The organism is Streptomyces sp. S4.7 (assembly GCF_010384365.1).
GTDB lineage: Bacteria > Actinomycetota > Actinomycetes > Streptomycetales > Streptomycetaceae > Streptomyces.
In genome coordinates this window covers 7610457-7636522 of record NZ_CP048397.1, presented here as the reverse complement: position 1 = coordinate 7636522, position 26066 = coordinate 7610457, and the positions used below count along the sequence as shown (strand labels likewise).

Genomic DNA, 26066 nt, shown 5'->3' with positions numbered 1-26066 from the left:
CGCGGACGAGCGAGTCGAGCGGGTGCGGGGGGTGCGGTCGGCGCCGCTCCGGAACGGCCGGGTTGTCACTGATCATGGGACCTCTGTCGGACGTGGGCTTCAGCCGTCCTCCGGGGGCGGCTGCGTCGGGTTCGGGCACGGGCGGGCGGCGCGGACGGGAACGCGGCGAGGCCGAGGCGTGCGGTCAGCACCTCGCCCAGCGCCGCCAGGACGCCGGGGTCCCGGAGCATGTCCCCGTGGGCGACGCCGGTGGGGTGCTCGCTCAGCCGCCCCTCCAGGTACGGCTTCCACTGCGCGGTGGAGACCTCGCTCACCAGTTGCTCGTGCGTGCCGGTGAAGAACTCGACGTCGCCGCGGAAGAGAGAGGGCACGTAACGCTGCATCAGCAGCACGTTGTTGACGTACACCTCGAAGCGGTCGCGGATCTCCTCGTCCCGCAGCTGCGCCAGCGAACCGCCCTCGGCGCGCACGCTCTCCAGGTAGCGGGCGAGGACCGGCTCGAGGTCCTCCTCCAGCTCCTCCTCGCCGACGGCGATACCGGCGTCGCGGAAACGGCGGGCCATCAGCCCGTACCTGTCGTCCTTCGGCCGGCGGCGGTCGTTGGGGTAGGCGTCGACGAGCGTCAGCAGCTCGACGCTCTCGCCGCGCTCCTGGAGGAGGGTGGCCAGCGCGTAGGCGATCTGCCCGCCGAACGACCAGCCCAGCAGCCGGTACGGGCCCGACGGCTGCACCTCGCGGACGCGCTCGAGGTAGTCGGCCGCCATCTCCTCCATCGTCGCGGGGAAGCGTTCGCCGGCCGAGGGCCGTGCGGCCTGGAGGCCGTAGACGGGCAGGTCGGACGGCAGCTGCTTCAGCAGTCCGCTGTAGCACCAGCTGAGGCCGGAGCCGGGGTGCAGACAGAACAGCGGGCGCTGCGTCCCGCCTGTGCGCAGCGGCAGCAGGGTGGCGAAGGCGTTCTCCTCGTCCCCCGCGCCGAGCCGCCCGGAGAGCCCGGCGGGCGTGGGCGCGGCGAAGACGTCCCGCACTGCCAGCTGCACGCCGAGGACGGACTCGATCCGGCGGAGCAGCCGGATCGCGAGCATCGAGTGGCCGCCCAGGAGGAAGAAGTCGTCGTCCACCCCGGCGCTCTCCAGCCCGAGCACCTCGGCGAACAGCTCGCACAGCAGCTCCTCCTGCGGGGTGCGGGCCAGGGTGCGGCCGCCCGACGGGGTCGCCTCCGGTACCGGGAGGGCGGCGCGGTCGAGCTTGCCGTTGGCGGTCAGCGGCAGGTCGTCGAGCGGGACGAAGGTCGCGGGCACCATGTACGCGGGCAGCTGCCGGGCGGCGTGGGCCCGCAGTTCCCGGGGGTCGGCCGTGCGGCCGGGGGCCGGGACCACGTAGGCGACGAGCCGCGTCGCTTCCCCGGGCGCGGCCAGGACGGCGGCCCGGGCGACGTCGGCGTGCGCGAGCAGGACGTTCTCGATCTCGCCCGGCTCCACCCGGAAGCCGCGCAGCTTGAGCTGGCCGTCGGCCCGGCCGAGGAAGGCGAGGGTGCCGTCGCGCCGCCACCGTACGAGGTCGCCGGTGCGGTACATCCGGCTGCCCGGCGGGCCGAAGGGCGCGGCCAGGAACCGTTCGGCGGTGAGCCCTGGGCGGGAGAGGTAGCCGCGCGCGAGTCCGGTGCCGGCCACGTACAGCTCGCCCGTGACACCGACGGAGACGGGGTCGAGGCGCTCGTCAAGCACGTGGAGCCGGGTGCCGGGCAGAGGCGCGCCGATCGGTACGGGGTCGGGCCAGTCGTCCGCGGCGGCGGGCAGGGCGAGGGCGCTGACCACGTGGGTCTCGGTCGGGCCGTAGTTGTTGTAGAGGCGGCGTGCGGGCAGCGCCGCGCAGAACGCTCTGAGGTCCGCGCCGGGGGTCAGGGCCTCGCCTGCCTGGACGAGGGTGTCCAGCTCCGGGAGGTCGACGCCGTCGGCGAGGGCGGCGGACGCCAGGGCGTCGAGCACGAGGTGGGGCGCAAAGAGCTCCCGCACCCGGTGCTCGCGCAGCCAGTGCGCCAGTGCGCGCGGGTCGCGGCGCACGTCCTCGGGGACGACGACCAGGGCGTTCCCGTGGAGCAGCGCGCCGACGGCCTCCTGCACCGAGACATCGAAGGTGGCCGCGGTGAACTGCGCGGTGCGGACGGGGTGTTCTGTGCCGAAGGCCCTGCGGTGCCAATGGGCCAGGTTGAGCAGGGCACCGGCCGGCATGACGACGCCCTTGGGCCGGCCGGTGGAGCCGGAGGTGTAGAGGACGTACGCGGGGTGGTCCGGCGCCATGGGGCGGACGCCGTCCGCGGGGCCGAGGTCTCCGTCCGGCAGTGCGTCCGTCTCCCCCGCCGTGGAGGGCGCGTCGAGCACGAGGAGTGTGCCGCCGGGTACGGGCGGCAGGTCCGCGCGCCGCGCGTCGACCGTGACGACCACGGTCGGCCGGGCCTCGGCGAGCGTGCGGGCGGTGCGTTCGGCGGGCTGGGCGGGGTCAAGCGGCAGATAGGCGGCTCCAGCCTTCCATACGGCCAGCGTCGCGATGTGCAGCTGCGCGCCCCGGCCGGTGGCGACGCCGACGACGTGTTCGGGCCCGACACCGTGCCGCAGCAGGAGGCGGGCGAGCCGGTTGGCGCGAGCGTTCAGCTCGGCGTAGCCGAGGATGGTGCCTTCGTCGACGACCGCCTCGCGCCGGGGGGTGCGGCGCACCTGCTCCTCGAAGGTCTCCGCGAGGGTGCGGTGCGCCGTCTGGCCGGGGCCGCCGCTGCCGCTCTCCAGGAGCGCGGCGCGCCGCTGCTCGCCGAGGACGTCCAGGCGGCTGAGCCGCCGCTTGGGCGAGCCGACGGCCTGGGTGAGGACGCGGAGGAATCCGTCGGCGAGCGCCCTCGCGGTCTCCGGCTCGAAAAGTTCCGCGCTGTACTCCAGTCCGCCGGACAGACCGAACGGCGTGCCGTCGGCGGCGCGGCGCTCGCTGAGGGCGAGCAGCAGGTCGAACTTCGCCGTGCCCGAACCGGTCCGCTCGGGGCTCACAGTGAGCCCGCCAGGGGTCGCGAACTCCCGGTCGCCGTGCACGTCTCCCGTGGTGCCGAGGGTCAGCATGGCCTGGAAGAGCGGGTGCCGGGCGGCCGACCTGGCGGGGTTCAGCTCCTCCACCAGCCTCTCGAACGGCACGTCCTGGTGCCGGTAGGCGGCCAGGTCGGTGGTGCGCACCCGGCGCAGCAGCTCGGCGAACGTCGGGTCGCCCGAGAGGTCGGTGCGCAGCACGAGGGTGTTGACGAAGAAGCCGACGAGGTCGGCGGACGCGTCGTCGGTGCGGCCCGCGATAGTCGTGCCGAGGGGTACGTCCGTGCCCGCGCCGAAGCGGGAGAGCGTCGCCGCCAGCGCGGCGTGCAGGACCATGAAGACGCTGCATCCGTGCCGCTGGGCGGTGGTGACGATCCCGGCGTGCAGCTCGGCGGGGACCTCCAGGGGCAACCTGCCGCCGCGGTAGCCGGCGCGCACGGGGCGCGGACGGTCCAACGGCAGCGGGAGTTCCTCCGGCAGGCCGTGCAACTGCTCGCGCCAGTAGCGAAGTTGCTCCGCGAGGAGGCTGTGCTCGTCGTCCTCGGAGCCGAGGACCCGCTGCTGCCACAGGGTGTAGTCGGCGTACTGGACGGGCAAGGGTGCCGCGTCCGGTTCGCGGCCCTCGGCCCGGACGGTGTAGGCGTCGGTGACGTCCCGCAGCAGCGGCCGCAACGACCAGCCGTCGCCGGCGATGTGGTGCAGTAGCAGGAGGAGTACGGACTCCGTCTCGGACAGCCGCAGCAGCGAAGCCCGCAGGGGCGGTTCGTGGGTGAGGTCGAAGGTGTGGCGGGCGGCCGCGGACAGCGCGCCGGCGAGCTCGTTCTCGGCGACGTGCGACACCGTCAGCTCGGGCACGGCCTTGCCCGGCGGGAGCACCACCTGGACGGGCCCGGCGTCGTCCTCGGTGAACACGGTGCGCAGGGACTCGTGGCGGACGGCGGTGTCGGCGAGCGCGGAGCGCAGCGCGTCGACGTCCAGCGGCCCGCTCATCCGCACGGCGACGGGGATGTTGTACGCGGGGCTCGGCCCCTCGAAGCGGTGGATGAACCACAGCCGCTGCTGCGCGTACGACACCGGGAGCCGGTCGGGGCGCGGTACGGCCCGTACCAGCGGGGGGCGTGCGTCGGCGGCGTGTTCGAGCGCGCGGGCGACGCCCGCGGGCGTGGGCGCGTCGAAGAGGGTCCTGATGGAGAGCTCGGCCTGGAGGACGGTGCGGATGCGGCCGATCAGCCGGGTGGCGAGCAGCGAGTGCCCGCCGAGGTGGAAGAAGTGGTCGTCGACGCCGACGGACGGCAGCGCGAGGACTTCCGCGAACAGCTCGCACAGGATCTCCTCGCGCGGGTCGCGCGGGTCGCGGGAGGCGGCGAGGCGGCGTTCGGGTGCGGGGAGCGCGGCGCGGTCGACCTTGCCGTTCGGGTTGAGCGGCAGGGCGTCGAGGTCGACGACGGCGGCCGGAACCATGTGGTCGGGCAGGCGGGTGCGCAGGTGCTCCCGCAGGTCGGATCCGCTGTGGCCGGGGCGGCGTACGGCGTAGGCGATCAGTTCGGGGCCGTCGGCGCGGTCCTCCCGGACCGCGGCCACCACCTGCGCGACGTCGTCGTGCCGGGCGAGGTGGGTCTCGATCTCGCCGAGCTCGATGCGGAAGCCGCGGACCTTGACCTGGTCGTCGGCCCGGCCGAGGTAGGTGAGCGCGCCGTCGCCGGTCCACCGCACCAGGTCGCCGGTGCGGTACATGCGCGCGCCGCCGTCGCCGAACGGGTCGGCGACGAACCGGTCCGCGGTGAGCGCGGCCCGGCCCAGGTAGCCGCGGGCGACACCGGCGCCGGCGAGGTAGAGCTCGCCGACGGCGCCGGGGGGCATCGGGCGGAGCAGCGGATCGAGTACGTAAGCACGGGTGTTGGGGAGTGGCACGCCGATGTCCGGGCTGCCGTCGTCGTCGCGGTCACGCCAGACGGTCGCGTACACGGTGGCCTCGGTGGGCCCGTAGCAGTTGTAGACGCGGGCGTCGGGCGCGGCCGCGCGGACCGTCTCCAGGGCCGCGGCGGTGAACGCCTCGCCGGCCAGGACGACCGTGCCCACGTCCCAGCGCACGTCGTGGCCGGTGAGGACGTGGGTGAGGGCGGAGGGCACGCCGCTGACGAGGTCGGCGCCCTCGGTCACGGCGGGCTCCGCGAGGGACAGCGCGTTGTCCACGAGCCGCACCGTGCCGCCGCATGTCAGCGGAGGGAACAGCTCGAAGACCGAGACGTCGAAGCTCGTCGACGTGGAGCACACGACCCGGGCGAGCCGCTCGGCGCCCCACTCGCGGTGGGCCCACGCCACGAGGTTGGCGACGTTCGCCCTGGGCACGACGACGCCTTTGGGGCGGCCCGTCGAGCCGGAGGTGTAGATGGCGTACGCGGCGGCGTACGCGGGTACGGCGACGCCGGGGTCGGACGGGTCCGCCGCCGCGGTCTCGGCGGCCGTGCCCGGCGCGTCCAGCTCCAGCCGGGCGGCGGCGCCGGGCAGCCGGTCGGCCAACTCGCGGGTGGTGACGGTCAGTACGGGCCGGGCGTCGCCCACGACGTGCGCCAGCCGGTCGGCCGGATAGGCGGGGTCGAGCGGAACGTAGGCGCCGCCCGCCTTCCACACCGCGAGCAGCGTCACCAGCAGCTCGGTGCCGCGGGGCAGCAGGGCGCCGACGAACGACTCGGCGCGTACGCCGCGGGCGCGCAGCACCCGGGCGAGCCGGTTCGCGCGGTCGTTCAGCTCGGCGTACGACAGCTGGTCTTGGCCGGACGTCACGGCGGTCGCCGCGGGCGTGGCGGCGGCCTGCCGCTCGAACCAGTCGGAGACCGTGCCGGGCGGCAGCGGCGCGACGGTGTCGTTCCAGCGGCGCAGGACGGTGTCGCGTTCGGCCGGGTCCAGCAGTTCCAGGGAGCCGGTGGCGTGGTCGGGGGTGGCGGCCATCGCGGACAGCACGGCGGTCAGGCGCCGTACGGTCGCGCGGGCCAGTTCGGTGCCGACCGCGTCCGGGCGGTGGCTGAGCCGCAGTCCGAGTGCGTCGGACGGCTCGATGATCAGGGCGAGCGCGTAGTGCGTGGCGTCGCGCACAACGGCCCCGATCACCTTCACGGGGAGCTCCTCGCCGGAGCCGTCCGCCATGCCCTCGGCGCTGACCGGGTAGTTCTCGAAGACCGTGGCGGTGTCGAAGAGTTCGCCGTGGCCGGCCCAGCGCTGGATCTCGGCGAGGCTGACGTACTGGTGCTCCACCAGGGCCGACTGCTCCCGCTGGAGGCGTACCGCCAGCTCGCGCAGGGAGGCGCGGGCGTCGACCGCGACCCGTACGGGCACGGTGTTGAGGAGGAGGCCCACCATCCGTTCCATGCCCGGGAGTTCGGCAGGGCGGCCGGAGACAGTGGCCCCGAAGACGACGTCGGAGCGTCCGGTCGTCCAGGACAGCACGAGCGCCCAGGCGGCCTGTACCACCGTGTTCAGGGTGACGCCCCACTCGCGTGCCCGCCGGGTGAGCGCGGCGGTGGTCTCGCGGTCCACGGTCGCGCGGACCTGCTCGGGCACCCGCACGGGGCGCGGTCCGGGAGCGAGGAGCGTGGGCCCGTCCAGGCCGTCCAGCGCCTCGCGCCAGGCGCGCTCGGAGGCGTCCCGGTCCCGTTGGGAGAGCCACCGCAGGTAGTCCTGGTACGGAGGTACGCGCGGCAGGCCGCGGTCGTCGCCGCTTTGCCGGTAGAGCGTCATCAGCTCGCGCAGCAGGACCGGGGTGGACCAGCCGTCCCAGAGGATGTGGTGGTGGGTCAGGACGAAGCGGAAGCGGCCCTCGCCCCGGCGTATCAGCAGGAAGCGGACCAGCGGCGGGCGGCGCAGGTCGAAGCGCGTCCAGCGGTCCTCCTCGACGAGGGCCGCGGCGGCGGACTCCGGGTCGGCGGCGGCCGAGACGTCCTCGTCGCGCCACGGCGTCTCCACCGTCCGCGCCACCGCCTGCACCGGCTGCGACAGCCCCTCGTAGCGGAACGCGGCGCGCAGGTTCGGGTGGCGGCGCAGCAGTGCCGACGCCGCGGCGTGCAGTGCGTCCCGGTCCACCGCGCCCTCCAGGTCGAAGACGATCTGCACGGTGTAGACGTCGAGTTCGCGCTCGTCGTACGCGCTGTGGAAGAGGATGCCCTCCTGCAGGGGGGACAGCGGGAACACGCCCTCGATGCCGCGCTTCTGCGTGCTCATGCTCAGATCTCCCAATCGTCTTCGAGCAGGTCCAGCTCTTCCTGACTCAGCGAGGTCAGCGCCGCGTCGGCCGGGGTGAGTCCGCCGGCCCCCGGGTCTTCGGTGTACGCGGCGATGCCCGCCAGGGCCTGCGTCCACAGGCCGGCCAGCGCCTCCACCTCGGTCTCCGGAAGGAGCCGGCTCGCCCAGGTCCAGTTCACGCGCAGGACGAGGCCGCCGTCGGGGTCCTGCTGGGCGGCGGCATTGACGTCCAGGACGTGGGCGAGCGGCGCGGTCGCGGGCTGGCCCGCGACGCCGCCGGCCAGGACCGTCCAGTCGCCGCCCGCCTCGTCGGTGGCGGAGGTGGTGAACCGGCCCAGGTAGTTGAAACCGATCCGCGGCTGCGGATGGGCCGCCAGAATCCGGGCGGTGCCGGGGGCGAGGTGGCGGAGCAGCCCGTATCCGGTGCCCCGCCCCGGGGTGCCGCGCAGCTGCTCCTTGACCCGCTTGATCGCCTCGCCGACCGCCTCGCGGCCCGCGGTGACGTCGCTCCAGGCCACGGGTCCGGCCTCCAGCCGTACCGGGTACTGGGTGGTGAACCACCCGACGGTGCGCGACAGTTCGGCACCGGTCAGCAGGTTCTCGTCGCGGCCGTGGCTCTCCAGGTCCAGCACCCAGGAGTGCTCCTCGCGGCCCGCCCAGCGCGAGAGCGCCAGGGCGAAGCCCGTCAGCAGGACGTCGTCCACACCGGCGTTGAACAACCCCGCCGTGCGGGTCAGCACGGTCCGCGTCAGCTCGGGCCGCAGCTCGGTGGTGCGGTGCCCCGCCGTGCCGTGGGTGTCCCGTACGGGGTCGAGGGCGCCGTTGCCGACGAGCGGGGCGGTGTCGCGCACCGACTCCCACCGGGGCAGCTCCGCCAGCCGCTCCGGGGACGCGGCCTGCGCCGCGAGCTCCGTCGACCAGCGGCGCACCGACGTGCCGACGGGCGCCAGGGCCGTGTCCCCCGGCCCGGCCGCCTTGGCCAGGTCGGGCAGCAGCACCCGCCAGGACACCCCGTCCACGACGAGGTGGTGCGCCACGAACACCAGTGCTCCGGAGCGGAGTTGACCGGCATCGAGCCAGACGAGCCGCACCATCGCCCCGGCGGCCGGGTCCAGTGCCTCGCGGGCCCGTGCCGCCTCCGTACGTACCAGGGCGGACCACTCCTCCTCCCCCGCACCGCCAGACGCGTCCACGCGGACGACGCAGTCCCCGGCCCGTACGGCGCCGACGGGCAGCACCTCGGACTCCAGGGCGCGCTGTGCACCGGGGCCGTCGGCGGACGGGGCGGTGAGGCGCGAGCGGAGTACGTCGTGATGGTCCAGCAGCGTCTGCACGCCTCGCAGCAGCGCCGGTTCGGTCAGGCCCGCCGGGGTGCGCACCACGCGGGACTGGTTGTAGCCGCGCCAGTCGCCGCCGCGTTCCACCATGCGCGCCACGATGGGCAGCGGCGGGAACGTGCCGACGGGCTCGTCCACCACGTCCGCCGCGGCGCCCTGACCCGACCAGTCCGCGACCTCGGCGAGGGCCGCCGGGCTCTGGTGCTCGAACACGTCCCGCACGGACAGGCCGACGCCGCTGCGCCGGGCGCGGGAGACGAGCTGGATCGACAGGATGCTGTCGCCGCCCAGCTCGAAGAAGCCGTCGTCCACGCCGACTCCAGCCTCCGCGAGCCCGAGGATCTCGGCGAAAAGTCCGCACAGCAGCTCCTCGCGCTCCCCGCGCGGCGCCCGCGACAGCGCGGTGGCGTCCACGGGCGCGGGCAGCGCGGCCCGGTCCACCTTGCCGTTGGGTGTCAGCGGCAGCTCGGTCAGCGCGATGACGCTCGCGGGGACCATGTACGCGGGGAGGCTGCGGCGCAGATGTCCGCGGAGCTCGCCGGTGTCCTCGTCGGTGACTGCGTAGGCGAGGAGCCGGCGCGTACCGGGCAGGTCCTCGCGCACGACCGCCACGGCCCGGGTGACCGCCGGGTGTGCGGCGAGCGCGGTCTCGATCTCGCCGAGCTCGATGCGGAAGCCGCGGACCTTGACCTGGTCGTCGGCCCGGCCGACGAAGACCAGCTCGCCGCCGCGGGTCCAGCGCGCCATGTCGCCGGTGCGGTACATCCGCGTGCCGGGCTCCCCGAACGGGTCGGGTACGAAGCGTTCCGCCGTCGCCGTCGCGCGCCCGCGGTAGCCGCGTGCGACTCCGGCGCCGGCGATGTACAGGTCGCCCGCGACTCCGGGCGGCACCGGGCTCAGCGAGCCGTCGAGCACGTACGCCCGCGCGTGCGGGAGCGGACGGCCGATCGGCACGTCCCCGGCGGGCGCCTGTTCGCCCGGACGCAGCACGTACTGGCAGCAGTTGACCGCGGTCTCGGTCGGACCGTACGAGTTGACGACGGTGACCTGTGGATGGTCGGCCCGCCAGCTGTCGAGGACGGCACCGCTCAGCGCCTCGCCGCCGACGACGAGGGTGCCGGTGGGCACCATCTGCCGCGGCATCAGCGGCAGTACGGACAGGTGGCTCGGGGTCACCTTCGCAACGCTCGTCCCGCCCGCGGCGGTGACGGCGGGCGGCACCGGCTCGTCGGAGTCCCACTCACCCAGCCAGACGCAGCCGCCCACCAGCAGCGGCGTGTACAGGCCCGTCACGGTGAGGTCGAACGCCACCGACGAGCCGACCAGCGACACGCCCGCCATGTCAGGGTACGCCCCGGTCGAGAACGCCAGGTGGGCGGCCACTCCCTGTCGCGACACCACGACGCCCTTGGGGCGGCCGGTCGATCCGGAGGTGTAGATCGCGTACGCCGCGGCGGACTGCGGAGCCGCGACGCTGCGGTCCGCCGGGTCGGCGGCGTCGAGGGCGCGGACCGACTCCGGGCTGTCCAACTCCATTACAACGCCCGGGGCATGGGCGGCGAGGATGGAGGTAGTGACGGTGAGCGCGGGGGCCGCGTCGCCGAGGATGTAGTCGACGCGCTCGGCAGGGTAGTCGGGGTCGACCGGTACGTAGGCGCCGCCGGCCTTCCACACGGCGAGCAGCGCGGCGACGAGGTCCGTGCCGCGCGGCAGCAGGATGCCGACGAACGTCTCGGTGCCGACACCGCGTTCGGCCAGGACGCGGGCGATCCGGTTGGCCCGCGCGTTGAGCTCGGCGTAGCTGATCCCGTCGGCACCCGAGGCGACGGCGACCGCGTCGGGGGTGGCGGCCACCTGCCGCTCGAACCGCTCGACGACGGTCAGCCGCGTGGCCGCCGTACCGCCGGTCTCGTTCCAGCCCTGGACGATCTGCTTGACCTCGTCCTGCGGGAGGACCGGGACGCGGGACACCGGCAGGTGCGGGTCGGTGACGACCGCACCGAGCAGCAGGTGCAGCGCCGACACCAGCCGGGCGGCGGTCTCCTCCTCGAACAGGTCGGTGGCGTAGTTCAGCAGGCCGGTGATGCCGTCGCCGCCGGGGCGTTCGGTGAACGTGAACGCGAGGTCCATGCGTGCCGTGTCGGTGGCGAACGGGTACGCGGAGACGGTCGTCGAGCCCGCAGCCTCGTCCGACAACTGCTGTGTCTGAGCATGGGTGTTATAGGTGATGAGAATCTGGATGAGGGGGTGCCGGGCGAGGGAGCGGGCCGGGTTCAGCGCCTCGACCAGGCGCTCGAACGGGACGTCCTGATGCTGGTACGCCGCAAGATCCGTCTCCCGCACCCGACCCAGCAACTCCACGAACGTCGGATTCCCCGACAGGTCGGTGCGCAGCACGAGGGTGTTGACGAACAGACCCACCAGATCGGCCAGACTCTCGTCCGTACGGCCCGCGACCGGCGAACCGATCGGCACATCCTCGCCCGCACCGAAACGCGACAGCAGCGATGCCACCGCCGCCTGCACCACCATGAACATGCTGCACCCCTGCGACCGCGCCAACTCACGCAGTCGGGCGTGAAGCTTCTCGGGGATCTCGAACGTCACCCGGGCGCCCCGGTGCGAGGCGGCGGTGCGACGGGGGCGGTCGGCCGGGAGGCTCAGCCCCTCCGGAAGCTCGCTCAGCTGACGACGCCAGTAGGCGAGTTGTGCGGCGACCAGACTCTCCGGGTCATCCTCCGAACCCAGTACGCCGCGCTGCCAGAGCGCGTAGTCCGCATACTGCACGGGAAGTTCGGCCCACTCCGGGGCCCGTCCGTCGACGCGTGCCCCGTAGGCGCGCGTCAGGTCCCGGGCCAGCGGGCCCAGGGAGCCGCCGTCGGCCGCGATGTGGTGCACCACGACGACAAGGACGTGCTCCTCGGCGGCCACGCGCAGCAGTTCGGCACGGAGGGGGATCTCGGCGGCTAGGTCGAAGGCGTACCGCGCGGCCTTCAGGACCTCGGCATCCAAGGACGCGTCATCGACGTCCTGTACGGCCAACTCCGGTGCGACGGAGCTCCGTACGACCTGAGACGCTCCCGCCTCGCCCTCGGCGAACACGGTGCGCAGGCTTTCGTGCCGCGTGACGACGTCGCCCAGCGCCGCCCGCAGAGCAGCGACGTCCAGGGGGCCGGACAGACGCAGCGCCAGCGGAATGTTGTACGTGGGGCTGGGCCCCTCCAACTGGTGCAGGAACCACAGGCGCTGCTGCGCGAACGACACCGGGACCTGTGCCGGGCGGCTCACCGCGCACACTCCAGGCCGCACGCGACCCGCCCGCTCCTCCAGCACCCGCACGAGCGCCGAGGGGGTCGCGTTCTCGAACACATCCCGCACCGCGACCTCGACCCCGAGGACGGACCGCACCCGCGCCACCAGACGCGTCGCCAACAGCGAATGCCCACCCAGGACGAAGAACCCGTCGTCCACACCCACGGACTCAAGACCGAGCACCTCGGCGAAGAGACCGCACATCAACTCCTCACGCGGATCACCCGCAACCCGCGAACCGCCGGACACACCCTCCCAGTCCGGAACCGGAAGCGCCTTGCGATCCACCTTCCCGTTCGGCGTCAACGGCACCGAATCCAGCTCCACCACCACCGACGGCACCATGTACTCCGGCAGTTTCGACTGGAGATGACGACGTACCTCGGCCGGACTCCGGTCGTCCGCAGACTTCACATAGAGGACCAGGCGCCGATCCCCCGGGCGGTCCTCCCGCACCATCGCGACAGCCTGCGCAACGGACGGAAGCTCCACCGCAACGGCCTCGACCTCACCCAACTCAATACGGAAACCACGCAACTTGACCTGATCATCCGCCCGACCGACGAACACCAGATCGCCGTCCCCCTTCCAACGAACGACGTCACCCGTGCGGTACATACGGGCCCCCGAGGGGCCGAACGGGTCCGCGACGAAACACTCACCCGTCAATCCCGCACGACCCCAATACCCCAGAGCCACACCCCGACCGGCGACATACAAATCACCCACCACACCCGGAAGAACCGGACGCAACCCCGCATCCAGCACATACACCCGCGTATTGGCAACCGGCCCACCAATCGGCAGCACACCACCACCAACCACCGCATCCGACAGACCGAACGACGTCGACCACACCGTCGTCTCCGTCGGCCCATACACATTCACCGCCGAAGCACACACCCCCACCAGACCCGACGCCACCTCCGCCGGCAACGCCTCACCACCCACCAACGCCCGCACACCCGACAACACACCCGACTGCCCCACACCGTCCAACACACCACGCCACCACGACGGCGTCGCCTGCACCACCGACACACCCTCCCGCTCCAACAGGCCACGCACCAACTCCACATCACGACCAACACCATCACCCGCCACCACAACCACACCACCACGCACCAACGGCACCAACAACTCCAACCCCGCAATATCGAACCCCACCGTCGTCACCGCCAACAGCACATCCCCCACACCAACCCCAACCACCGCATCCATCCCCACCACAAAATTCTCAAAAGCACCCCGAGACACCACCACACCCTTCGGACGCCCCGTCGACCCCGACGTATACAACACATACGCCGCAGCCTCAGACGAAACCGAAACCCCCACATCCGACGACCCGCAACCCGCCAACTCCCCCACCACACCAACATCATCCAGCACCACACAACACGCATGCCCCGGCAGACGCGGCACCAGAGCCTCCACCGTGACCGTCACCAACGGGTCGGCGTCCCCCACCACATACGCCAACCGCTCCTCCGGAAACTCCGGATCCAACGGCACATACACACCCCCGACCTTCCACACCGCCAACAACGTCGCCACCAGATCCACCGAACGCGGCAACACCACCCCCACCACAGAACCCACACCCACACCACGGCCCACCAGCAACCGCGCAAGGCGATTGACCCGCCCGTTCAACTCCCCGTACGCAACCCGCTCCCCACCACACACCACCGCGAGCGCACCCGCCCGCTCACCCACCCGAGCCTCGAACCACTCCACCAACGAACCCGACGGAACAACCACATCCGTCTCATTCCACACCCGCACCACCCGCTCGAACTCCTCGGCCGGTACGACGTCGAGCGAGAGGAGCCGTGCGGCCGGCTTGGCCGTCGCCTGCTCGAGAAGCCGCATCAGGCCGGAAAGGAGGTGGTCGACGGTCTGCGCGTCGAACAGATCGGTGGCGTACTCCACGCTTCCCCGAAGCGCGCGTTCCGGACCCTCGGTAGCGAGATCCATGAAGGAGAAGGCGAGATCGACCCGGGCCGTGGTCGTCTCGAACTCCATCCCGCCAACGTGCAGACCGGGGACGGCGGCGTCGACCGGCTCGTCCTTGGTGTTGTAGGTCAGCATCGTCTGGAAGAGGGGGTGCCGGGCGAGGGAGCGGGCCGGGTTCAGCGCCTCGACCAGGCGCTCGAACGGGACGTCCTGATGCTGGTACGCCGCAAGATCCGTCTCCCGCACCCGACCCAGCAACTCCACGAACGTCGGATTCCCCGACAGGTCGGTGCGCAGCACCAGCGTGTTGACGAACAGACCCACCAGATCGGCCAGACTCTCGTCCGTACGGCCCGCGACCGGCGAACCGATCGGCACATCCTCGCCCGCACCGAAACGCGACAGCAGCGACGCCACCGCCGCCTGCACCACCATGAACATGCTGCACCCCTGCGACCGCGCCAACTCACGCAAGCGCGTGTGCAGTTCGCCGGGCACCTCGAACGTCACCCGTGCACCACGGTGTGAGGCGACCGCCGGGCGGGGACGGTCGACGGGGAGGCTCAGCTCCTCCGGGAGGCCGTCCAACTGATCTCGCCAGTAAGCCAGCTGCTCGGCGACCAGACTCCCCGCATCGTCCTCGGAACCAAGCACCTCACGCTGCCACAACGCGTAGTCCGCGTACCGCACCGGCAACTCGGCCCACACCGGCTCCCGACCCGCCGCACGTGCCGCGTACGCACGCGTCAGATCACGCGCCAGCGGACCCAGCGACCCTCCGTCGGCCGCGATGTGATGCACCACCACCACCAACACATGCTCGCCCGTGGCGACACGCAGCAGCTCTGCCCGCAACGGCACCTCCGTGGCGAGGTCGAAGGCGTACCGCGCCGCATCGACCACCGCGGCGTCCAGCTCCCCGCTGTCCACTTCCCGCAGCGCCAACTCCGGTACTGCGGCGTCGAGTACGACCTGGACACCCCCGCGCTCCGAATCCGCGAACACGGTGCGCAGGCTTTCGTGCCGCGTGACGACGTCGCCCAGCGCCGCCCGCAGAGCAGCGACGTCCAGGGGGCCGGACAGACGCAGCGCCAGCGGAATGTTGTACGTGGGGCTGGGCCCCTCCAACTGGTGCAGGAACCACAGGCGCTGCTGCGCGAACGACACCGGGACCTGTGCCGGGCGGCTCACCGCGCACACTCCAGGCCGCACGCGACCCGCCCGCTCCTCCAGCACCCGCACGAGCGCCGAGGGGGTCGCGTTCTCGAACACATCCCGCACCGCGACCTCGACCCCGAGGACGGACCGCACCCGCGCCACCAGACGCGTCGCCAACAGCGAATGCCCACCCAGGACGAAGAACCCGTCGTCCACACCCACGGACTCAAGACCGAGCACCTCGGCGAAGAGACCGCACATCAACTCCTCACGCGGATCACCCGCAACCCGCGAACCGCCGGACACACCCTCCCAGTCCGGAACCGGAAGCGCCTTGCGATCCACCTTCCCGTTCGGCGTCAACGGCACCGAATCCAGCTCCACCACCACCGACGGCACCATGTACTCCGGCAGTTTCGACTGGAGATGACGACGTACCTCGGCCGGACTCCGGTCGTCCGCAGACTTCACATAGAGGACCAGGCGCCGATCCCCCGGGCGGTCCTCCCGCACCATCGCGACAGCCTGCGCAACGGACGGAAGCTCCACCGCAACGGCCTCGACCTCACCCAACTCAATACGGAAACCACGCAACTTGACCTGATCATCCGCCCGACCGACGAACACCAGATCGCCGTCCCCCTTCCAACGAACGACGTCACCCGTGCGGTACATACGGGCCCCCGAGGGGCCGAACGGGTCCGCGACGAAACACTCACCCGTCAAACCCGCACGACCCCAATACCCCAGAGCCACACCCCGACCGGCGACATACAAATCACCCACCACACCCGGAAGAACCGGACGCAACCCCGCATCCAGCACATACACCCGCGTATTGGCAACCGGCCCACCAATCGGCAGCACACCACCACCAACCACCGCATCCGACAGACCGAACGACGTCGACCACACCGTCGTCTCCGTCGGCCCATACACATTCACCGCCGAAGCACACACCCCCACCAGACCCGACGCCACCTCCGCCGGCAACGCCTCACCACCCACCAACGCCCGCACACCCGACAACACACCCGACTGCCCCACACCGTCCAACACACCACGCCACCACGACGGCGTCGCCTGCACCACCGACACACCCTCCCGCTCCAACAGGCCACGCACCAACTCCACATCACGACCAACACCATCACCCGCCACCACAACCACACCACCACGCACCAACGGCACCAACAACTCCAACCCCGCAATATCGAACCCCACCGTCGTCACCGCCAACAGCACATCCCCCACACCAACCCCAACCACCGCATCCATCCCCACCACAAAATTCTCAAAAGCACCCCGAGACACCACCACACCCTTCGGACGCCCCGTCGACCCCGACGTATACAACACATACGCCGCAGCCTCAGACGAAACCGAAACCCCCACATCCGACGACCCGCAACCCGCCAACTCCCCCACCACACCAACATCATCCAGCACCACACAACACGCATGCCCCGGCAGACGCGGCACCAGAGCCTCCACCGTGACCGTCACCAACGGGTCGGCGTCCCCCACCACATACGCCAACCGCTCCTCCGGAAACTCCGGATCCAACGGCACATACACACCCCCGACCTTCCACACCGCCAACAACGTCGCCACCAGATCCACCGAACGCGGCAACACCACCCCCACCACAGAACCCACACCCACACCACGGCCCACCAGCAACCGCGCAAGGCGATTGACCCGCCCGTTCAACTCCCCGTACGCAACCCGCTCCCCACCACACACCACCGCGAGCGCACCCGCCCGCTCACCCACCCGAGCCTCGAACCACTCCACCAACGAACCCGACGGAACAACCACATCCGTCTCATTCCACACCCGCACCACCCGCTCGAACTCCTCGGCCGACAGCAGTTCCACGGCCGAGACGGGGCGGTCGGGGGTCGCGCTGATCTGCCGGAGCACCCGCACGAGGCGGTCCAGTGTCGCGCGCGCGTCGGCAGCCGAGACGACGTCGGGCTGGTAGCCGAGCCGGAGGCCCAGTTCGTCGCGGGGGGCGACGATGAGACTCATCGGGTAGTGCGTGGCGTCCGAGGCGTCGGCGTCGACGACGCGGAAGCCCTCGTCGGCCGCGTCCTCGGCGACACCGCTGCTGTCGACCGGGTAGTTCTCGAACACCAGTGCCGTGTCGAAGAGGTCTCCGTGACCGGACCAGCGCTGAACGTCCGCGAGTCCGATGTGCTGGTGCTCGACGAGGCGGGACTGCTCATCCTGGACTCGGGTCACCAACTCGCGCAGGGTTTCACGCTGGTCGAGCACGACGCGCGTGGGCACCGTGTTGATGAACAGACCGATCATGGTCTCGACGCCGGGCAGGTCCGCGGGCCGACCCGAGACGGTGCTGCCGAAGGCCACGTCGGTGCGGCCGATCATGCTCGACAGGACGAGCGCCCAGGCGGCCTGGGTCACCGTGTTGAGGGTGACGCCCCAGTCGCGGGCGCACTGGGCGAGTGCGCGGGTGGTCGCGGCGTCGACGGCCGTCGAGAGCTGCTCGGGGACGTGCGTCGCGCGGTCGCGGTCGGGCGCGAGCAGGGTGGGCTCCTCGAAGCCCGCCATCGCCTCGCGCCACAGCCGTGTGGACTCCTCGCGGTCGCGTGCGGAGAGCCAGCGCAGGAACTCCTTGAACGGGCGCACGCGGGGCAGGCCGCGGTCGCTGCCGTTCTGTCGGTAGAGGACGAGGAGTTCGCGCAGCAGGATGGGCAGGGACCAGCCGTCCCACAGGATGTGGTGGTTGGTCAGGACAAGCCGGTAGCGGCCGCCACCCAGGCGGATGAGCAGGAAGCGCAGCAGCGGCGGTCTGCGCAGGTCGAAGCGCTCCCAGCGGGCGGCCTCGGCCAGTTCGGCGGCGGCTTCCGCGGTGTCGTCGGCGCCGCTGACGTCCTCGTCGCGCCACGGCACCCGTACGGTGGCGGCGATCACCTGCGACCATTCGCCGGACTTGCGCTGGACGAAGGCGGCGCGCAGGTTCGCGTGGCGGCGCAGCAGCGCCGCGGCGGCCGCGTGCAGGCGGTCGCGGTCGACGTCACCCTCGAGGTCGAAGCGCAGCTGCGCCGTGTAGACGTCCGGGCCCGCGTCGTCGTAGACGCTGTGGAAGAGCATGCCCTCCTGGAGCGGGGACAGCGGCAGGACGTCCTCGATGTTCCGGGCCGGCTTGGTCATGCGTCGTTCTCCCAGTCTTCGGCCAGGTCGAGCTCAAGGTCGTCGAGGTCGTCCTGTGTCAGCGTCGTGTCGGTGACGTCGGTGGGGGTAAGTCCACCGGCGCTCGGGGTGGTGGTGTGGGCGGCGAGTCCGGCCAACGCCTCAACCCACAGGTCGGCGAGGGCGCGGATGTCCGCTCCGTCGAGGAGCCGGTCGGCCCAGGTCCAGGTGGCGCGGAGCGCCAGCCCGCCGTCCTGGTCCTGGCGGGCGACGGCGTTGACGTCGAGTACGTGCGCGAGCGGGGTCTGCTCGGGCTGCCCGGCGACACCGCCTGCGAGGACGCCCCAGTCGGCGGAGGCGGACGCGGAGGCGGCGGTGAAGCGGCCCATGTAGTTGAAGCCGAGCTGCGGGGCCGGATGCGTGCGGAGCGTGTCCGCGGCTCCGGCGGCGAGGTGGCGGAGGAGGCCGTACCCGGCGCCGTTGCCCGGGGTGCCGCGCAGCTGCTCCTTGACCCGCTTCAGCGCCGTGCTGACGGCGGGGCCGCCGGCGGTGACCTCGTGCCAGGCGGCGTCGCCCGCATCGATGCGTACGGGGTACATGGTGGTGAACCAGCCGACCGTGCGGGACAGTTCGGCTCCGGGGACCAGGTCCTCATCCCGGCCGTGGCTCTCCAGGTCGAGCACCCAGCCGTGGTCTGCGGGGCGGGGCGACCAGCGGGTGAGGGCCAGGGCGAGGGCGGTGAGCAGGACGTCGTCGACGCCCGCGTTGTACAGCCCCGCCGTTTCGGTGAGGACGACGCGGGAGACGTCGGCCGGGACCTCGACGGTGCAGGTGCCGGCGGTGGCGTAGGTGTCCCGCTCGGGGTCAAGTCCCCCTTCGGCGAGCGGTGCGCTCTGCGCGAGCACCTCCTCCCACCAGGGGAGTTCGGCGAGCCGGTCCGGGGAATCGGCCTGTGCGGCGAGCTGCGTCGACCAGCGCCGCACCGAGGTGCCGACCGGGGTGAGCGCCGCGCCGGCGCTGCCGACCGCCTCGGCGAGGTCGGGCAGCAGTACGCGCCAGGACACTCCGTCGACGACGAGGTGGTGGGCGACGACGACCAGGACGCCCGCGGCACCCGGTCCGCCGTCGAGCCACACCCAGCGCACCATCGCGCCGGCCTCCGGGTCGAGCGTGCCGCGGGCCCGTACGGCCTCGGCGGACGCGAGAGCGAACCAGGCGTCATCGTCCGCGCAGCCGGAGGCGTCCACCCGCGAGACGCACTCGTCGGCGGCGACGCTGTCGGCGGGCCGCACTTCGGCGACGAGCTCGGGCGCGAGGGTGAGCCGGGTGCGCAGGGCGTCGTGGTGGTCGAGTACGCGCTGGACGCCCGTGCGCAGGGCCTGTTCGGTGAGGCCGGCGGGGGTGCGCACCACCTGGGACTGGTTGAACTCGCGCCATGAGCCGCCTCGTTCGACGAGCCAGGACACGATCGGCAGGGGTGTGAACTCGCCGGTCGGCTCGTCCTCGGCGTCGCCGGCGGCGTCCTGGCCGGACCAGTCCGCGGTCTCGGCGAGGGCGGCCGCGGTCCCGTACTCGAAGACGTCGCGTACGGACAGTCCGATCCCGGCGCGGCGGGCACGGGAGACGAGCTGTATGGAGAGGATGCTGTCGCCGCCCAGCTCGAAGAAGCCGTCCTCCACGCCGACGGCGGTGAGTCCGAGGACCTCGGCGAAGAGCCCGCAAAGGAGTTCCTCCCGGGTGCCGGCCGCGGCGCGGCTGCTCCCGGCGGCGCTCTCCCACTCAGGTGCGGGGAGCGCCCTGCGGTCGACCTTGCCGTTGTCGGTGAGCGGCAGCCCGTCGAGGACGACGGTGGTGGCCGGGACCATGTAGTCCGGCAGGCGTTCGCGGAGGTAGGCGTCGAGGTTCGCGAGCTGGGACTTCACGTCGCTGACGCTCATCGGGTCGTTGGCGCGGCGGGAGCGCGGCACCAGCGTGGCGGGGGAGTATCCGTCGGGGAACTGCCGTCCCTGCGCGGCTGGTTGGCAGAGCACGTCGACGTGACCGTCCTCGCCGGTCGTGGACCAGGTGAGCGCGGTGACCAGGCGGTGCCGCTCGCCCAGCGCGGCGAGCGTCTCGATGTCGACGCCGGGTGCGGACGCGTCGGTCGCGGTGCGGAGTTCGGCGGCGGTGGTGTGCCGCTCGGCGCGTGCCAGGGCGCGGGTGACGGCCAGGTCGGGGGCGATCCGGTCGCCGGGTACGGAGCGCAGACGCAGCCGGGTGCCCTCGGCGGCGGCGGTCTTCAGCAGGGTGACGAGTGTCTCCTCGTCGTCTACGTCCGTGCCCCAGTCGAGGCTGCGCAGCGCGGAGGCGGGCGCCGCGGCGGAGGTGTGCAGGACGGCGTCGTAGCGGTAGCGGCTGAGTTCGTTGTGGTAGTCACCGCGCTTGACCCGGATGTCGACGGCCTGGACGCGGGGGTCGCTCTGCGCCCAGTCGGCGAAGTAGTCCGGGTCCAGTTGAAGTTCGCTGTCGAAGAGGACGGCGCGGTCGACGGCCGGGCGCAGTGCGGGCAGCTGGGTGGACGGGTCGGCCTGGGCCAGCTGGACGGCGCTGTGAAAGAGGCGTCCGAGCCGGAGGTTGCGGACGTCGCCGACGAGGACGGCGCCGCCGGGTGCGAGCAGGTCCAGTGCGCGGTCGAGGACGGTGGTGAGGTAGTCGGCGCCGGGGAAGTACTGCACGACGGAGTTGATGACGATCGTGTCGAAGTATCCCTGCGGCAGCCCGGTGACGTCGGCGGCGTCCTGGACGCGGAGTTCGACCTGGTCCGCGAGCCCGGGCACGGCGGCGACCTCGTCGGTGAGGCGGGCGACGGCCGGTGCGGAGAAGTCGGTGCCCCAGTAGCTCTCGCAGTCGGGGGCTAGCTCGGCGAGGATCAGTCCGCTGCCGACACCGATCTCCAGGACGCGCCGGGGCCGCAGTTCGCGGATGCGGTCGACGGTGGCCCGCCGCCAGCTGCGCATCTCGGCGAGCGGCAGCGGGGCGTTGTCGTAGCTGGAGTGCCAGCCGCGGAAGTCCTGGCCGAACGCGGGGGTTTCGAGATCGGGCCGGTAGAGGTCCTCGTACACCTCGTGCCAGGCGCCGACGACGTCGGTGGACGCGGACTCGTCGACCTCGACCTGGCGGGCCGGGACGACGTAGGAGACCAGGCGGCGGTCGCCGGGCCGGTCCTCGCGGACCACGGCGGCGGCGTGCGCGACGGCGGGGTGGGCGGCCAGCGCGGCCTCGACCTCGCCGAGTTCGACGCGGAAGCCGCGGAGCTTGATCTGGTCGTCGGCGCGGCCGAGGAACTCGATCTCGCCGCCGCGGTTCCACCGTACGAGGTCGCCGGTGCGGTAGAGCCGTTCGCCCGTGGGCCCGAAGGGGCTGGCGACGAAGCGTTCGGCGGTGGCCACGGGCCGCTCGTGGTAGCCGCGGGCGACGCCTGCGCCGGCGAGGTAGAGCTCTCCCGCGACTCCGGCGGGCGCGGGGCGCAGCCGGTGGTCGAGGACGTACACGGCCATCCCGGCCAGCGGCCGTCCGACGGGTACGGCCGCGGCGCCGGTCTCGTCGTCGGCGATGAGGTGGCTGAGGGCGAACGTGGTGGTCTCGGTCGGCCCGTAGCCGTTGACGACGACCAGGTCGGGGCAGGCCGCGCGGACCCGGGCGACGGCGGTGGGCGACACGACGTCGCCGCCGGTCCACACGCGGTGGGCGCCGGACAGCGCGGTGGGCTCCTCCTCGGCGACCACGCGGAACAGGCCGGCTGTCAGCCACAGTCCGGTGACCCCGTGGCGGGAGACGGTCTCGGCGAGGACCGCCACGTCGACGTCGCCGGGCGGGGCGAACACGATCCGGTTGCCGGTGAGCAGCGGTACCCACAGCTCGTACGTCGAGGCGTCGAACGCCATGGGCGAGTGGGCGAGTACGTGTTCCTGGCCTTCCCGCCAGCGCGGGTCGCGGGCGAGGGCGACGATGTCGCGGTGGGTCACGGCGACGCCCTTGGGGACGCCCGACGAGCCGGAGGTGTGCATCACGTACGCTAGCCCCGTGGCGGGGACGGCGGTGCGCGGGGCGGGGGCGCCGGTGGGTTCGGCGTCGAGCACGGCGTGCGGGTCGAGAGTCTCGACGCCCCACTCCTGCGCGGCAGCGGCGTGTACGGGGTCGACGAGCGCGAGGGCGGCCGACGTCCCGGTCAGGAGGTGGCGTACGCGGGCCGCCGGGTCGCTGGGCCGAAGCGGTACGTAGGCGCCGCCGGCCTTGAGGACGGCGAGCAGGGCGACGGGGACGAGGACGCCGCGTTCCATCGCCACGGCGACTGGTGTCTCGGCGGTGACACCGCGGGCGGTGAGCACCGCGGCGAGGCGGTCGGAGAGCTGGTCGAGCCGGGCGTAGCTGAGCTCCTCGTCGCCCGCGGTGACGGCGACCGCGTCGGGCGCGGTGGACGCGACGGCGGCGAAGGCCTCCGGCACGGAGAGCTCGGGGGAGGTGCGGCCGGTGTCGTTCCACTCGGTGAGGAGCCGGGTGCGCTCGGCCGGGTCGAGCAGGTCCACGTCGTCGACCGGGAGTTCGGGACGCGTGAGGACCTGGTCCAGCACCCGGTGCAGCCCGGCGATGATCCGGTCCGCGGTCTCCTGGTCGAAGACGTCGCGGCTGTACTCCAGAACGCACTGGAACCCGGGGGGCTCGCTCTCGCCGCCGCCCTCGACGAAGAAGAACGCGAGGTCGAACTTGGAGGCGGTGGTCTCGATCTCGGTGGGGGTGACCGTCATGCCAGGGAAGTCGGCGAGCGCGGCCCTCGCCATGGCCTTGTCGGTGTTGTTGAACGCGATCATTGTCTGGAACAGCGGGTGCCGTGCCAGCGACCGCGAGGGGTTGAGCACGTCCACGAGCCGCTCGAACGGCACGTCCTGGTGGGCGTAGGCGGCGAGGTCGGTCTCCCGTACGCGTTCGAGCAGTTCGGCGAACGTGGGGTTGCCGGAGAGGTCGGTGCGCAGCACGAGGCTGTTGACGAAGAAGCCGACCAGTTCGCTGAGCGCGTCGTCGGTGCGTCCGGCGATGGGCGAGCCGAGCGGGATGTCGGTGCCGCCTCCCAGCCGGGAGAGCAGCGTGGCGACGGCCGCGTGCACGACCATGAAGGGGCTGCAGCCGTGTTCGCGGGCGAGCGCGGCCAGTGCGGCGTGGTGCTCGGCGGTGATGGTGAACGGCACCCTGCGCCCCTGGTAGGAGGAGACCGGCGGACGGGGCCTGTCGAAGGGCAGGGCGAGCTCGTCGGGCAGTTCGGCGAGGCGCTCGCGCCAGTAGTCGAGCTGGCTGGACAGGACGCTGTCGGGGTCGTCCTCGGAGCCGAGGTGCTCGCGCTGGCAGAGGGCGTAGTCGGCGTACTGCAGGGGCAGTTCGAGCCACTGCGGGGCGTGTCCGGCCAGGCGTGCGGTGTAGGCGGCGGTCATGTCGCGGACCATCGGGCCGAGCGACCAGCCGTCGCCCGCGATGTGGTGCAGCATCACCTCCAGTACCCAGTCGGTGCCCTCGTCGTCGAGGCGCAGCAGCCAGCCCCGGACGGGGAGTTCGCCGGTGAGGTCGAAGGTGTGCCGGGCGAGGCGGGCGAGGACCTCGGGCAGCTTCGCCTCGTCGCTGGGCAGGACCTCCAGCTCCGGTACGGCCCGTTCGGCGGGCAGCACGATCTGCCGGGTGCCGTCGTCGCCGTCGGCGAAGACGGTGCGCAGGCTCTCGTGCCGGGCGACGACGTCGGCGAAGGCGGCCCGCAGCGCCTCGATGTCGAGTGCGCCGCGCATGCGGACGGCGAGCGGGATGTTGTAGGCGGGGCTCGGTCCCTCCAGCCGGTGGATGAACCACAGCCGCTGCTGCGCGAACGACGCCGGGACGGTCTCGGGGCGCGGGACGACGCGGCGCAGGGCGGTGCGGGCGCGGCGCGAGGAGCCGATTCGGGCGCTGAGCGCGGCGACCGTCGGGGTGTCGAAGAGGTCCCTGATGGCCACCTCGACGCCGAGCGCGGAGCGGATGCGGCTGACCAGGCGGGTGGCGAGCAGCGAGTGGCCGCCGATGTCGAAGAATACGTCGTCGACGCCGACCTCTGGCAGGCCGAGCACCTCGGCGAAGAGGCCGCAGAGGATCTCCTCCTCGGGGCCGCGGGGGGCGCGGGCGGCGGGCTGCGCGTCGTACCGGGGTGCGGGGAGCGCCGCCCGGTCGAGCTTGCCGTTCGGGGTCAACGGCAGGGCTTCGAGTTCCACCTGGGCGGCGGGGACCATGTGGGCGGGCAGCCGTTCGGCGAGCCAGTCCCGCAGCGGCGGCACCGAGCCGCCGGGGTGCGGCACGACGTAGGCGACCAGGCGCTGGTCGTCGGTGCGGTCCTCGCGCACGGTCGCGGCGGCCGCGGCGACGTCCGGGTGGGCCTCCAGCGCGGCCTCGATCTCGCCGAGTTCGACGCGGTGGCCGCGGATCTTGACCTGGTCGTCGGCGCGCCCGACGAACTCCAGCTCGCCGTGGCGGGTCCAGCGGACGACGTCGCCGGTGCGGTACATGCGGCCGCCGCCCGGCGCGAAGGGGTCGGCCACGAAGCGGGCCGCGGTGAGGGCGGGACGGCGCCAGTAGCCGCGGGCCACACCCGCGCCGGCGACGTACAACTCGCCCGCGACGGATGGCGGTACGGGCCGCAGGGCCCCGTCGAGGACGTACACCCGCAGGTCGGGGATGCGCTCTCCGATGACGCCGGTGTGGGCCGAGGCGGCGGTGCCCGGGTCGAGGGGCCGGTGGGTGACGTGGACGGTCGTCTCGGTGATGCCGTACATGTTCACCAGGACCGGGGAGTCGGCCGGGTGCCGCTCGTACCACTCCGCGAGGCGGCCGGTGTCCAGCGGTTCGCCGCCGAAGACGACGCGGCGCAGGGCCAGGCGTGCGCCCGCCTCGGGGTGCTCGCGCTCGGCGGCGCTCAGCTGGTGGAAGGCCGAGGGGGTCTGGCTGAGGATCGTGACGCCCTCGTCGCCGAGCAGCCGGAGGAAGTCGGCGGGCGAGGTGCGCTGCGCGTGCGGGACGACCACGAGCCGTCCGCCGTGCAGCAGCGCGCCGCACAGCTCCCACACGGAGAAGTCGAAGGCGTAGGAGTGGAAGAGGGTCCACACGTCGTCGGGGCCGAAGCCGAACCAGTGGTCGGTGGAGCGGAACAACCGCGCCACGTTGCGGTGTTCGACCACCACGCCCTTGGGGATGCCGGTGGAGCCCGAGGTGTAGATCATGTACGCGGGGTGGGCGGGGGTGAGCGGCCGGGTGCGTTCGGCGTCGGTGACGTTCGCGGGGTCCGCGTCGGCCCGCGCGGCGGTGGTGCCGGGGTCGTCCAGCAGCAGGAGCGGCGTGCGCGTGGCGAGCGTCCCGGCCTGCTCGGCGGTGGTGACGGTCAGCGCGGGCCCGGCGTCAACAAGGGTGCGGCGGAGGCGGTCGGCCGGGTAGTCCGGGTCGAGGGGTACGTAGGCGCCGCCGGCCTTCCAGACGGCGAGGAGCGCGACGACGAGCTCCGTCGAGCGGGGCAGCGCGACGGCGACGAAGTCGCCCGTGCCGACGCCCCGGTCGATGAGGACTCGGGCCAACCGGTTCGCGTGCGCGTTGAGTTCGCCGTACGTCAGGGCACGGGTGCCGTCGGTGACCGCGACGGCGTCGGGGGTGGCGGCGGCGTGTTCCTCGACCGCGGGGTGCAGGGTCTCGGGGTGGGTGTCGGCGACGGGGGTGTTCCAGTCGACGAGCATCCGCTGCCGCTGGCCCGCGTCGAGCACGTCGAGTGCGGACAGCGGGGTGTGCGGGCTGTCGGCGACCTGGC

General features: G+C 72.6%; 3 protein-coding genes (1 of these 3 only partly in view). All 3 read right to left on the bottom strand.

The window, feature by feature from the left end; genetic code table 11:
• Positions 1-65: 65 nt before the first annotated feature.
• Tightly spaced (at most 2 nt apart), the 3 genes in view from SSPS47_RS33285 to SSPS47_RS33275 form a layout consistent with a single transcriptional unit that may run on beyond the window.
• Complete coding sequence (locus SSPS47_RS33285) at positions 66-7280, bottom strand: non-ribosomal peptide synthetase (RefSeq protein ID WP_164254134.1); 7215 nt, start codon at positions 7278-7280, stop codon at positions 66-68.
• Between the two features lie 2 nt (positions 7281-7282).
• Entirely contained in the window at positions 7283-18247 is a 10965-nt protein-coding gene (locus SSPS47_RS33280) for a non-ribosomal peptide synthetase (protein ID WP_164254133.1), read from the bottom strand.
• Positions 18244-26066, bottom strand: the 3' portion of a protein-coding gene (locus tag SSPS47_RS33275) for a non-ribosomal peptide synthetase (protein ID WP_164254132.1). 4474 nt of this gene lie beyond the right edge of the window; only the last 7823 of its 12297 coding nucleotides appear in the window; its start codon lies off the right edge, out of view; the stop codon is at positions 18244-18246. The genes SSPS47_RS33280 and SSPS47_RS33275 overlap by 4 nt, the downstream gene beginning before the upstream one ends.